This is a genomic window from Salinarimonas sp., from assembly GCF_040111675.1.
GTDB lineage: Bacteria > Pseudomonadota > Alphaproteobacteria > Rhizobiales > Beijerinckiaceae > Salinarimonas.
The window spans coordinates 231556-243950 of the sequence record NZ_CP157794.1 but is presented as its reverse complement, the minus strand read 5'-3'; the positions used below and the strand labels follow the sequence as shown (position 1 = coordinate 243950).

At 68.3% G+C, this 12395-nt stretch carries 15 protein-coding genes and 2 tRNA genes; all 17 read right to left on the bottom strand.

Features of this window, described 5'->3' with window-relative positions:
* Positions 1–7: 7 nt before the first annotated feature.
* Positions 8–316 (bottom strand): NADH-quinone oxidoreductase subunit NuoK, encoded by a 309-nt coding sequence (nuoK, locus tag ABL310_RS01130; RefSeq protein WP_349372137.1) that lies wholly within the window; start codon positions 314–316, stop codon positions 8–10.
* 14 nt (positions 317–330) lie between these two features.
* On the bottom strand, positions 331–942 hold the full coding sequence (locus tag ABL310_RS01125) for an NADH-quinone oxidoreductase subunit J (protein WP_349369883.1): 612 nt from the start codon (positions 940–942) through the stop codon (positions 331–333).
* A gap of 161 nt (positions 943–1103) precedes the next feature.
* Positions 1104–1592, bottom strand: a complete 489-nt coding sequence (gene nuoI / locus ABL310_RS01120; protein WP_349369882.1) for an NADH-quinone oxidoreductase subunit NuoI — start codon at positions 1590–1592, stop codon at positions 1104–1106.
* Between the two features lie 36 nt (positions 1593–1628).
* On the bottom strand, positions 1629–1874 hold the full coding sequence (locus tag ABL310_RS01115) for a hypothetical protein (RefSeq protein WP_349369881.1): 246 nt from the start codon (positions 1872–1874) through the stop codon (positions 1629–1631).
* Positions 1875–1878: 4 nt separating this feature from the next.
* Positions 1879–2907: an NADH-quinone oxidoreductase subunit NuoH gene (gene nuoH, locus ABL310_RS01110; RefSeq protein ID WP_349369880.1), complete on the bottom strand. Its 1029-nt coding sequence runs from the start codon at positions 2905–2907 to the stop codon at positions 1879–1881.
* Positions 2908–2923: 16 nt separating this feature from the next.
* On the bottom strand, positions 2924–5005 hold the full coding sequence (nuoG, locus tag ABL310_RS01105) for an NADH-quinone oxidoreductase subunit NuoG (RefSeq protein WP_349369879.1): 2082 nt from the start codon (positions 5003–5005) through the stop codon (positions 2924–2926).
* Positions 5006–5019: 14 nt separating this feature from the next.
* A complete protein-coding gene (locus ABL310_RS01100; protein ID WP_349369878.1) occupies positions 5020–5397 on the bottom strand; it encodes a VOC family protein in 378 nt (125 codons plus the stop codon).
* Positions 5398–5410: 13 nt separating this feature from the next.
* Entirely contained in the window at positions 5411–6712 is a 1302-nt protein-coding gene (gene nuoF, locus ABL310_RS01095; RefSeq protein ID WP_349369877.1) for an NADH-quinone oxidoreductase subunit NuoF, read from the bottom strand.
* 15 nt (positions 6713–6727) lie between these two features.
* Positions 6728–7957, bottom strand: coding sequence for an NADH-quinone oxidoreductase subunit NuoE (nuoE, locus tag ABL310_RS01090; RefSeq protein ID WP_349369876.1), 1230 nt, complete (start codon positions 7955–7957; stop codon positions 6728–6730).
* Positions 7958–8049: 92 nt separating this feature from the next.
* Positions 8050–9240 (bottom strand): NADH-quinone oxidoreductase subunit D, encoded by a 1191-nt coding sequence (locus ABL310_RS01085; protein ID WP_349369875.1) that lies wholly within the window; start codon positions 9238–9240, stop codon positions 8050–8052.
* A 20-nt stretch (positions 9241–9260) separates the two neighbouring features.
* On the bottom strand, positions 9261–9893 hold the full coding sequence (locus ABL310_RS01080) for an NADH-quinone oxidoreductase subunit C (RefSeq protein ID WP_349369874.1): 633 nt from the start codon (positions 9891–9893) through the stop codon (positions 9261–9263).
* A 13-nt stretch (positions 9894–9906) separates the two neighbouring features.
* Positions 9907–10488 carry an NADH-quinone oxidoreductase subunit B family protein gene (locus ABL310_RS01075; RefSeq protein WP_349369873.1) on the bottom strand — a complete coding sequence of 194 codons (582 nt, stop codon included), beginning with the start codon at positions 10486–10488 and terminating at the stop codon, positions 9907–9909.
* Positions 10479–10844, bottom strand: a complete 366-nt coding sequence (locus ABL310_RS01070; RefSeq protein ID WP_349369872.1) for an NADH-quinone oxidoreductase subunit A — start codon at positions 10842–10844, stop codon at positions 10479–10481. The genes ABL310_RS01075 and ABL310_RS01070 overlap by 10 nt, the downstream gene beginning before the upstream one ends.
* 294 nt (positions 10845–11138) lie before the next feature.
* Complete coding sequence (locus tag ABL310_RS01065; RefSeq protein ID WP_349369871.1) at positions 11139–11546, bottom strand: DUF4760 domain-containing protein; 408 nt, start codon at positions 11544–11546, stop codon at positions 11139–11141.
* 64 nt (positions 11547–11610) lie between these two features.
* Positions 11611–11687, bottom strand: a tRNA-Asp gene (locus ABL310_RS01060).
* A 137-nt stretch (positions 11688–11824) separates the two neighbouring features.
* Positions 11825–11900 (bottom strand) — tRNA-Val (locus ABL310_RS01055).
* A gap of 108 nt (positions 11901–12008) precedes the next feature.
* Positions 12009–12299 (bottom strand): HU family DNA-binding protein, encoded by a 291-nt coding sequence (locus ABL310_RS01050; RefSeq protein WP_349372136.1) that lies wholly within the window; start codon positions 12297–12299, stop codon positions 12009–12011.
* Between the last annotated feature and the right edge of the window lie 96 nt (positions 12300–12395).

Sequence of the window (12395 nt, the reverse complement as noted above, 5' to 3'; positions counted from 1 at the left end):
GCGGCCTTCAGCCCTTCATCGCGTTGATGTCTTCCACCGCGATGGAGCCGCGGTTCCGGAAGAAGATGACCAGGATGGCGAGGCCGATCGCGGCCTCCGCCGCCGCCACCGTGAGCACGAACAGCGCGAAGACCTGGCCCACGATGTCGTTCAGGAAGGCGGAGAAGGCGACGAGGTTGATGTTCACCGCGAGCAGGATCAGCTCGACGGACATCAGGATGATGATCACGTTGCGCCGATTGAGGAAGATCCCGACCACGCCGAGCGTGAACAGGATCGCGGCGACGGTGAGGAAGTGGGTCAGGCCGATCATGATGTCCTTCGCGCTCCTCACACGCCTTCCCGCGAGCGCACCTTGACGACCTCGATGGAGGTCTCCTTGGTGCGCAGGCCCTGGGCGACGGCGTCCTGGCGCTTGACGCCCACCCGCTCGCGCAGGGTCAGGACGATGGCGCCGATCATGGCGACGAGCAGGATCAGCCCGGCCAGCTGGAAGAAGTAGACGTAGCGGGTGTAGAGCACCGAGCCGAGCGCGGCGGTGTTCGTCATCACGGGGGTCTCGCCGACGACCGGCTCGGCGGCGAGCAGCGCCGGGTCGACCGTGTAGGTGGTCACCACCAGGATCAGCTCGACGAGGAAGATCACGCCCACCGTCGCGCCGATGGGCAGGTATTGCAGCACGCCCTGGCGCAGGCTGGCGAAGTCGATGTCGAGCAGCATGATCACGAACAGGAACAAGACCGCGACCGCGCCGACATAGACGACGATCAGGATCATCGCCAGGAACTCCGCCCCGAGCAGCAGGAACAGGCCCGCCGCGTTGACGAAGGCGAGGATCAGGAACAGCACCGAGTGCACGGGATTCCTGGAGGCGATCACGAGGAAGGCCGAGGCCACCGTGATGCCGGCGAAGAGATAGAAGAAGGCAGCCGTGACGCTCATGCTCGCTCGCTCGAAGCCCGTCTGCGGGGGACGCCGCCGGGTGGCCGGGCGTCGCGGTAAGGCCTCTCAGGGAAAGCCGCCCGGAGGGGCCCGGGCGGTCGTGTCTATAGACCCGCGGTCCGGGGCGCACAACCCGATGCGCGCCGTATCCGCATCGGTCCTCAGCGGTAAGGCGCGTCCAGCGCGATGTTCTTGGCGATGGCGCGCTCGTAGCGCTCGCCGTTCTCGAGGAGCTTCTGCTTGTCGTAGTAGAGCTCCTCGCGCGTCTCCACCGAGAATTCCATGCCGGGCCCCTCGACGATGGCGTCCACCGGGCAGGCCTCGGCGCAGAAGCCGCAATAGATGCACTTCACCATGTCGATGTCGTAGCGCGTCGTGCGTCGCGTGCCATCGTTGCGGCGCGGGCCGGCCTCGATGGTGATGGCCTGGGCCGGGCACACCGCCTCGCAGAGCTTGCAGGCGATGCAGCGCTCCTCGCCGTTGGGATAGCGGCGCAGCGCGTGCTCGCCACGGAAGCGGGGCGAGCGCGGGTTCATCTCGAAGGGATAGTTCAGCGTCGCCTTCGGCTTGAAGAAGTAGCGCAGCGACAGCACGAAGGCGGACGCGAACTCCTTCAGGAACAGCGACTTGGCGCTCTGGTCGAGCCTCATGGCGAAACCTCCTCTCGAGGTCCTCTCGTATGTGCCTCAGCCGCCGAGCGCGCGCCCGGCGAAATAGCCGATGACGGGGAAGGCCACCACGGTCGCGGCGAGGAGAAGCACGCGCATCAGCTTGATGCGGCGCTCGAAATCCGCCTTGTCCGCCGCCGTCTCGCTCTTGTCGAGACGGCGCAGCCGGCCTTCCACGACGCCGGCGACGATCCTGTAGTCCACCCAGCCGATGACGAGGCCGATGAAGGCCCCGATCAGCCCGGCCGGGGACAGCCACGCCATCGCCTCACGCGCCCATTCCCGGGGCGAGCCCGGTGAGCTTGAGCACGAAGGCCACGATCACCACGGCCGCCAGCGACAGGGGCAGGAACACCTTCCAGCCCAGCCGCATCAGCTGGTCGTAGCGGTAGCGCGGCACGAACGCCTTCACCATCGCGAAGAGGAAGAAGACGAACGACACCTTGAGCACGAACCAGACGATCCCCGGCACCCAGGTGAAGGGCGCCACCGGGAACGGAGGCAGCCAGCCGCCCAGGAACATGATCGTCATCAGCGCGCACATGGTCATGATGGCCACGTACTCGCCGAGCATGAACAGCAGGTACGGCGTGGAGGAGTACTCCACCATGAACCCGGCCACGAGCTCCGATTCGGCCTCCGGGAGGTCGAAGGGCGGGCGGTTCGTCTCCGCGAGCGCCGAGATCAGGAAGATCACGAACATCGGGAAGAGCCACAGCCAGTACCAGCCGAAGATGCCCCATTCCGAGTTCTGCGATTCGACGATCGCGGTGAGGTTCAGCGAGCCGACGCACAGCAGCACCGTGATGATCACGAAGCCGATCGAGACCTCGTAGGAGATCATCTGCGCCGCCGACCGGAGCGCGCCGAGGAAGGCGTATTTCGAGTTCGAGGCCCAGCCGGCCATGATCACGCCGTAGACCTGCAGCGAGGACACGGCGAAGATGAACAGGATGCCGACGTTGAGGTCCGCGATCACCCAGCCGGCGTCCACCGGGATCACCGCCCAGGCGGAGAGCGCCAGGAACACGAGCACCAGCGGCGCGAGCAGGAACAGCCCCTTGTTCGCCGATGCCGGGATCACCGGCTCCTTGAGCACGAACTTGAGGAAGTCCGCGAAGCTCTGCAGCAGGCCCCAGGGGCCGACCACGTTCGGGCCGCGGCGCAGCTGCACCGCCGCCCAGATCTTGCGGTCGGCGTAGAGGACGTAGGCGATGTAGATCATCAGCCCCGACATCAGCGTCAGGCTGGCCAGGGCGATGAGGCCGATGTCGAGGGTGGCTTGCCAGAAGGTCATGATCCTACGTCCGTCCTCACTCGGCCGCTTCCTGCCGCGCTCCTTGAGCGAGCGCAGAGCATTCCGCCATGATCGCCGAGGCGCGGGCGATCGGGTTCGTCAGGTAGAAGTCCGTGATCGGGCTCGCGAAGGGCGCCTTCTCCACCGCCCCGCCGATGCCGGCGAGCGACGCGATCGCCGCCGGATCGGCCGGCTCGACCTGCTCGTCCCGCGCGAGATGCGGGTGGGCGGCGTGGAGCCCCTGGCGCAGCTGCGAGAGCGTGTCGAAGGGCAGGCGCGCACCGATGACGTCCGAGACCGCACGCAGGATGGCCCAGTCCTCACGGGCGTCTCCCGGCGGGAAGGCCGCGCGGAAGCCGGGCTGCGGGCGCCCTTCCGTGTTGACGTAGGTGCCGTTCTTCTCGGTGTAGGCCGCGCCCGGCAGGATCACGTCGGCGCGATGCGCGCCGCGATCGCCGTGGGTGCCCTGGTAGACCACGAAGGCTCCGGGAGCCACCTCGATCTCGTCGGCCCCGAGCAGCCAAATCACGTCGAGCGCGCCGGCCTGGGCCATCTCGCGGGCGGACTTCCCGCCCTCGCCCGGCGTGAAGCCGATGTCGAGGCCGCCGACGCGCGCCGCCGCCGTGTGCAGCACGGCGAAGCCGTTCCAGCCCTCCCTCACCGCGCCGAAGGCCTGCGCGGCCTTGGCGGCGAGCGAGAGCACGGCGCGCCCGTCGGGCCGCGTCAGCGCGCCCTGGCCGACGATGATCACCGGCCGCTCGGCCGCTTTCAGCGTGTCCGCGAATGAATGCTCGCCGTCGACGAGCGCCTGCAGCGTCTCCGGGCCGGCGCCGAGATAGTCGACGTCGTAGGTCAGGTTCGCCGGCTCGCCGACGAGGCCGATGGCGACCGGGCCCATGCGCCAGCGCTTGCGGATGCGCACGTTGACGAGCGAGGCCTCGATGCGCGGGTTCGCGCCGACGATGAGGATCGCGTCCGCCTGCTCCAGCCCCTGGATGGTGGGGTTGAACAGGTAGGAGGCGCGGCCCAGCGCCGGATCGAGCGCCGCGCCGTCCTGGCGGCAATCGACATTGGGGGAGCCGAGCGCGGTCATCAGCGACTTCAGCGCCCACATCTCCTCGACGGCGGCGAGGTCGCCGGCGATGGCGCCGATGCGGGAGGGGTCCTTGCCCTTCATCGCGCCGGCGATGGCCGCGAAGGCCTCGCTCCAGGAGGCCGGGGCGAGCCGGCCGTCGGCGCCGCGCACATACGGGCGGTCGAGCCGCTGGCGGCGCAGGCCGTCGACGATGTGGCGCGTCTTGTCGGTGATCCATTCCTCGTTGATCGCCTCGTTGACGCGCGGGAGGATGCGCATCACCTCGCGCCCGCGGGTGTCGACGCGGATGGCGGAGCCGACCGCGTCCATGACGTCGACCGATTCGGTCTTGGTCAGCTCCCAGGGGCGGGCGTTGTAGGCGTAGGGCTTCGAGGTCAGCGCGCCGACGGGGCAGAGGTCCGCCACGCAGGACTGGAGCTCCGAGCCCATCGCCTTCTCGAGATAGGTCGTGATCTCCATGTCCTCGCCACGGCCGATGGCGCCGAGGTCGGGCACGCCGGCGACCTCGGTGGCGAAGCGCACGCAGCGGGTGCAGTGGATGCAGCGATTCATCCACGTCTTCACCAGCGGGCCGATGTACTTGTCCTCGACCGCGCGCTTGTTCTCGTGGAAGCGCGTCGAGTCGACCCCGTAGGCCATCGCCTGGTCCTGGAGGTCGCACTCCCCGCCCTGGTCGCAGATCGGGCAGTCCAGCGGGTGGTTGATGAGGAGGAACTCCATCACCCCCTCGCGCGCCTTCTTGGTGCTCGCCGACTTCGTATAGACCGTCGGCGGCTCGCCGTTCGGGCCGGGCCGGCAATCCTTCACGCCCCAGGCGCAGGACGCGACGGGCTTCGGCGCGCCCTTGAGCTCGACCAGGCACATGCGGCAATTGCCGGCGATGGACAGCCGCTCGTGGAAGCAGAAGCGCGGGATCTCGGCCCCCGCGGCCTCGCAGGCCTGGAGCAGCGTGTACTCGGCGGGGACGTCGACCTCGATGTCGTCGACGATGATCTTGGGCATGGTCTCGCTCGTCCTCAGCCGGCTCTCTGGTCGTCCGCAGCGGGCTCGCCGAAGCGGATCAGGTTCCCGCTCGGATCCCATACGTAGAATTCGCGCATGCCCCAGTCGCGGGTGGCGACCGGGGAGATGCGCCCGCCGTCCGCGAGCGCCTCGGGGAAGGAGGCCCGGACGGCGTCGATCCCCTGCACCCGCAGATAGGCGGAGGTGTTCTCCGCGATGTGGCGGTCGGCGCAGGGATAGAGGTGGATCTCCGCCCCCTCCCGGCGCACGATGGCGTAGTCCTCCCGCGCCAGCGCGATCTCGAACCCCAGCGCCCGCGCATACCACTGCGCCGTCGCCGTGGGCTGCGGCGCCGGGAAGAGGGGGCAGGCGCTGGCGATGCGCGCGTTCACGGGACGTCTCTCCTCATTCGGCCGCGACCCGGACCGGGTCCGGATGCGGATTGGCGGCGTAGTCGTCGATGCGCTGCTCGATCTCGTGGCGATAATGCCGGATCAGGCCCTGGATCGGCCAGGCCGCCGCGTCGCCGAGCGCGCAGATCGTATGGCCCTCGACCTGCTTCGTCACCTCGAGCAGCATGTCGATCTCGCGCTTCTGGGCGCGGCCCTCCGCCATGCGCGAGACGACCCGCCACATCCAGCCGGTGCCCTCGCGGCAGGGCGTGCACTGGCCGCAGGACTCGTGCTTGTAGAAGTACGAGATCCGCGCGATCGCCCGGATGATGTCGGTGGAGCGGTCCATCACGATCACCGCGGCGGTGCCGAGGCCGGAGCCCAGCCCGCGCAGGGTGTCGAAGTCCATCGGCGCATCGATGATCTGCTCGCCCGGCACCAGCGGCACGGAGGAACCGCCCGGGATGACGCACTTGAGATTGTCCCAGCCGCCGCGGATGCCGCCGCAATGCGTGTCGATGAGCTCCCGGAAGGTGATGCCCATCTCCTCCTCGACGTTGCAGGGCTCGTTCACGTGCCCCGAGACGCAGAAGAGCTTGGTGCCGTGGTTGTTCGGCCGGCCGAGGCCGGCGAACCAGGCGCCGCCGCGGCGCAGGATCGTGCCCGCCACCGCGATGGACTCGACGTTGTTCACCGTCGTCGGGCAGCCCCACAGGCCCATGTTCGCCGGGAAGGGCGGCTTGAGGCGCGGCATGCCCTTCTTGCCCTCGAGGCTCTCGAGCAGAGCCGTCTCCTCGCCGCAGATATAGGCGCCGGCGCCGTGGGCGACGTAGCAGTCGAACGGGTAGCCGTGGACGTTGTCCTTGCCGATCAGGTTCGCCGCGTAGGCCTCGTCGATCGCCCGCTGCAGCGCCTCGCGCTCGGCGACGTACTCGCCGCGAATGTAGATGTAGGCCGCGTGCGCGCCCATGGCGACGCAGGCGAGGAGGCATCCCTCGATCAGGAGATGCGGGTCGTGCCGCATGATCTCCCGGTCCTTGCAGGTCCCGGGCTCGGATTCGTCGGCGTTGACCACGAGGTAATGCGGGCGCCCGTCGTTCTGCTTGGGCATGAACGACCACTTGAGCCCGGTCGGGAAGCCCGCGCCGCCGCGGCCGCGCAGGTTCGACTTCTTCATCTCGTCGATGATCCAGTCACGGCCCTGGTCGACGAGGAACTTCGTCTCGTCCCACGCGCCGCGCTTGCGCGCGGCCTCGAGGCCCGGCGACTGGAAGCCGTAGAGGTTGGTGAAGATGCGATCCTTGTCCTGAAGCATGACGATGGATTCCTCTCAGGACGTCTTGGTTTCCGCGGCGAGTGCGCGCGCCTGCTCGACCCAGTTCTCCCGGTCGATGCGACCGGGGAAGGCGAGATAGGCGCCGACCCAGCGGATCTGCGGGCGCTCCCAGCCGGCGATCTGGTCGTAATGATAGACGCCGAGCTCGTTGAGCTTGCGCTCGTTGGCGGGGCCGATGCCGAGGATCTTCTTGAGATCGTCGGCATCGCCGCCGCGCGGCGCGTCGAGGCCGGCCGGGCGCTCGCCCACCGCGTTCGCCTTGTCCTCGTTGGTCGCGTCCTTCGGCAGGGCGGCGAGGCGGGTGGCCATCTCCTCCTCTTCCTCGACGGCCTTCGGATCGACGGTGGTGCGGGTGTCGTCCTCGGAGGCCGTGACGCGCGCGCCCGGGTCGACCGGCCGCTCGCCGGCGGCGGCGCGCTGGGCGGGGGCGTCGGCGACGGGCGTCGCCGTGGCGCGACCGGAATCCGGCTTGCCCGGCTTCGGCTCGACCGCGGCCTCCTTCGTCGCGGCGGCGGCCTCCGCCTCGGCCCTCCTCTCGGCCTCCTTCGCCTCCGCGGCCTTGCGGATGGCCTCCTCCTCGAAGCGCTTCTTCCAGGCGCCGACGCGCGAGCCGTCGTAGAGGGTCGGGTCCTGCAGCGTGTGCACGGATTGCGTCGGCTCGGAGGAGACGCGGCCCGTCTGCGAGCCCTTGCGGACCGCGCGCCCGGCGGCGAGGTCGTCGAGGAGCGTCTCGAAATTCTCCTCGGTCAGGTCCTCGTAATAGTCGTCGTTGATCTGCACCATCGGCGCATTGCAGCAGGCGCCGAGGCACTCGACCTCGATCCAGGAGAACAGGCCGTCCTCGGTGACGTGGTGCGGCGCGCCGACCTTGCGGGATAGCACCTTCTTGATCGCGTCCGAGCCGCGCAGCTGGCAGGGCGTCGTCCCGCACATCTGGATGTAGAACTTGCCCACCGGCTCGAGATTGAACATCGTGTAGAAGGTCGCGACCTCGAAGACGCGGATGTAGGGCATGGCCAGCCGCTCCGCGACGGCCTCGATGGCCTTCTGCGGCAGCCAGTTCCCGCAATCCTTCTGCACGCGCCAGAGCAGCGGGATCACCGCGGAGGCCTGCCGGCCCTCCGGGAATTTCGTCAGCTGCTCGACCAGCCACGCCTCGGTCTCGGGCGCGAAGGCGAAGGATTTCGGTTGCACCGCATCGGGCGCCAGCCTGCGAACGGCCATCTGCCTCTACTCGCTCGTTGGAGCGACCCGCGAATGCGCGCCGCCCGCCAGTCGTCACGCCGCGCGGGAGCCCTCCCCCGCGCGGGTCGAAATCAGCGATCGACCTCGCCGAAGACGATGTCGATCGAGCCCAGGATCGCCGAGACGTCGGCCAGCATGTGCCCGCGGCACATGAAGTCCATCGCCTGGAGATGGGCGAAGCCCGGGGCGCGGATCTTCAACCGGTAGGGCCTGTTGCCGCCGTCCGAGACGAGATAGACGCCGAACTCGCCCTTGGGCGCCTCGACCGCCGCGTAGATCTCGCCTTCCGGCACGTGGAAGCCCTCGGTGTAGAGCTTGAAATGGTGGATGAGCGCTTCCATCGAGCGCTTCATCTCGGCGCGCTTGGGCGGGGCGACCTTGCCGTCCTTGGTGGCGATGGGACCCTGGCCGTCCGGCGCGCGCAGCTTCGTGATGCACTGGCGCATGATGCGCACGGACTGGCGCATCTCCTCCATGCGGATCAGCTGGCGATCGTAATTGTCGCCGTTCTTGCCGATGGGGATGTCGAACTCCATCTCCTCGTAGCACTCGTAGGGCTGCGCCTTGCGCAGGTCCCACGGCGCGCCCGAGCCGCGCACCATCACGCCGGAGAAGCCCCACTTCCAGCATTCCTCGAGCGTCACCACGCCGATGTCGACGTTGCGCTGCTTGAAGATGCGGTTCTCCATCACCAGCGCGTCGAGGTCGTCGACCACCTTCAGGAAGGGGTCGCACCAGGCCTCGATGTCGTCGATCAGGTCCGGCGGCAGGTCCTGGTGGACGCCGCCGAAGCGGAAGTAGTTGGCGTGGAGCCGCGCCCCGGAGGCGCGCTCGTAGAACACCATCAGCTTCTCGCGCTCCTCGAAGCCCCAGAGCGGCGGGGTGAGCGCGCCGACGTCCATGGCCTGGGTCGTCACGTTGAGGAGGTGCGAGAGGATGCGGCCGATCTCGCAGAAGAGCACGCGGATGAGCTGCGCCCGGCGCGGCACCGTGATGCCGAGCATGCGCTCCGCCGCGAGGCAGAAGGCGTGCTCCTGGTTCATCGGCGCGACGTAGTCGAGCCGGTCGAAATAGGGCGTGCCCTGGAGATAGGTCTTGTACTCCAGCAGCTTCTCCGTGCCGCGGTGCAGGAGCCCGATATGCGGGTCGACGCGCTCGACCACCTCGCCGTCGAGCTCGAGCACGAGGCGCAGCACGCCGTGCGCCGCCGGATGCTGCGGGCCGAAATTGATCGAGAAGTTGCGAATGTCGTGCTCGCCCATGGGGCCCCTCTCCTCGATCCTCAGCGCTTCTCGGAACCCGCGGCCTTCTCGTCGCCCGGAAGCACGTATTCCGTGCCCTCCCACGGCGAGAGGAAGTCGAAGTTGCGGAATTCCTGATTGAGCTTCACCGCCTCGTAGACCACGCGGCCCTGCGCCTCGTCGTAGCGCACCTCGACGAAGCCCGTGAGCGGGAAGTCCTTGCGCAGCGGGAAGCCCTCGAAGCCGTAATCGGTGAGGAGCCGGCGCAGGTCCGGATGGCCCGAGAACAGGATGCCGTACAGGTCGTAGGCCTCGCGCTCGTACCAGTTCGCCGCCGGGAAATCGTCGATGATGGAGGGCACCGGGGTGCGCTCGTCGGTCTGCACCTTCACCCGCACGCGCGTGTTGTGCTTCGGCGACAGGAAGTGGTAGACCACGTCGAAGCGCTTCTCGCGCTCGGGGAAGTCCACCCCGCAGATGTCGATGAAGCAGACGAACAGGCATTTCGGGTCGTCGCGCAGGAAGGCGACGACGTCGCGGATAGCCGCGCCCTCGACCTCGATCGCGAGATCGCCGTGCGCGACCGAAAAGCCGGTGACGGCCGCGGGCATGGCGTCCTGGATGTGGCGGCCGAGCGCGAAGAGCGGATCGGCGGCGATGGTCGTGTCGGTCATCCGGTCCGCTCCCTCAGCGCTCGATCGTTCCGGTGCGGCGGATCTTCTTCTGCAGGAGCAGCACGCCGTAGAGGAGCGCCTCGGCGGTGGGCGGGCAGCCCGGCACGTAGACGTCCACCGGCACGATGCGGTCGCAGCCGCGCACCACCGAATAGGAATAATGGTAGTAGCCGCCGCCGTTGGCGCAGGACCCCATGGAGATCACGTAGCGCGGCTCCGGCATCTGGTCGTAGACCTTGCGGAAGGCGGGCGCCATCTTGTTGGTCAGCGTGCCGGCGACGATGATCACGTCCGACTGGCGCGGGGAGGCGCGCGGGGCGAAGCCGAAGCGCTCCGCGTCGTAGCGCGGCATCGACATCTGCATCATCTCGACGGCGCAGCAGGCGAGCCCGAAGGTCATCCACATCAGCGAGCCGGTGCGCGCCCAGGTGATCAGGTCGTCGACCGAGGTGACGAGGAAGCCCTTGTCGGCGAGCTCCGCCGAGACGTTGGCGAAGAAGGGGTCCTCGCCCCGCGGCGCGCCGTGCTTCAGCCCGAACGTGTCCTCGGTCTGCGGCGCCTCGAGGCGCGTCTTGCCGGGATCGATCAGTCCCATTCCAGGGCTCCCTTTTTCCACTCGTACACGAAGCCGACGGTGAGCACGCCGAGGAAGATCATCATCGACCAGAAGCCGAACCAGCCCACCTCGCCGAACGTCACCGCCCAGGGGAACAGGAAGGCGACCTCGAGGTCGAAGATGATGAACAGGATCGCGACGAGGTAGAAGCGCACGTCGAACTTCATCCGTGCGTCGTCGAAGGCGTTGAAGCCGCACTCGTAGGCCGAGAGCTTCTCCGAGTCGGGCTTCTTGTAGGCCACCACGAAGGGTGCGGCGAGGAGGACCACGCCGATGAACAGAGCCACGCCCATGAAGATCACGAGCGGCAGGTAATCGGCCAAAAGCGAGGTCATGACGCTCCCTTCCCACGAGACCCGGGGAACGCCGCGCGGCTCCACCTTCGAACGAGGGCGGACTGGACGGCGTTTCGCGAGGCGACGCTTAGCCCACGCCTCCCCGGGTGACAAGGCCCCGAGGGGTCGCACGGCCCCGCGTTCGATGCGGTTTCGCGGCGTTTTCGTCGGTGGCGGCGACGGGCCGTCGGAGGTCCGCATCGCCGCCACGCCCGACATAATCAACGCGAAAGCGTGCACACAGGGGGTGTTACCGTGCGCCGCAGGCGTCGGCGCGGGGATGGGAGGGCCCAGCTACCACCAGCGCCGCTCCTTCCAGCTGCGCCTCGGGAGCTTCTCCTCCTTCATCCAACCGACCATCTCCTCGAAGTCGTGGAAGAGCGTTTCGTTGCCGGTGCGGTCCGGCAGCGCGGTGATGAAGGGGAGGGCGTTGCGCCGATAGGCCAGCGTGCCCTGGCGCTGCCAGCGCTCGTAGAGCTCGAAATCGATGATGCCGCCCTGGATGCCGATGGAGATGAGCTCGAACTCGTTCAGGACGAGCGCGATCGCCTGCGTCTCCTCGGTCCGCTCCGTGTCGTCGGCGGCCCAGACGGCGAGGCCCGGCGGCGCCTTCGCGAGCCGGATGAAGAGGCGGCGCGCCTTTATCAGGTCGCCGTCCGCTTCGCTGCGGGCGATGAACTCGATCGTGACGACTGAAGGCAAGTCGAATGGCAGCGCAACTCGGAGAGTTATCAACGAGTGACGAGTGTTCTTCAAGCTGCGAGGGTGGCGCGGGCGACGGGGCTCGAACCCGCGACCTCCGGCGTGACAGGCCGGCACTCTAACCGACTGAGCTACGCCCGCTGACCAGGCCGCCTGGGTGGTCTCCGCGGCGGCAGTGGCGGGGGTTTACGGCCCCCCGCGACCGGTGTCAAGCGATCCCGCACCGCGCCGCGCGCTTTTTCTGCGGGGCCTCCCGGAACCCTTGGAGACCAGGGACTTGGTGGGCGGTGACGGGCTCGAACCGCCGACCCTCTCGGTGTAAACGAGATGCTCTACCAGCTGAGCTAACCGCCCGTGCCCGGCGAGGCGTCGCGCGCCCGCGCCGAACGAAACCTACATAAAAACGCGAAGCCGCCGGCGCAAGCGCGCCGACGGCTTCGCACGTCCCGAGCGGAACGACGATCAGCCGTTGACCGCGTCCTTGAGGCCGGCGCCGGCCTTGAACTTCGGGGTCTTGGACGCGGGGACCTGCACCTTCTCGCCGGTGCGCGGGTTGCGCGCCTCGCCCGCGGGGCGGTCGGCGACGGTGAAGGTGCCAAAGCCGACGATCTTCACTTCCTCGCCCTTCTTCAGCGTCTCCTGGATCGACTCCAGTGCGGCGTCGAGGGCCTCGCCGGCCTGAGCCTTGCTGAGGCCGGTCTTCTCGGCCACGGCGCTGACGAGCTCGCCTTTGTTCATCGCAACCTCCTCCAGAGCTTGATCGGCGCGCAAACCCTTGCTCCGCCGTCGTTTGGTCCTTCCCCGTTTAGCGGAAAGCGAGAGCGTCGCAAGCGCGAAAAGCGCGATTTC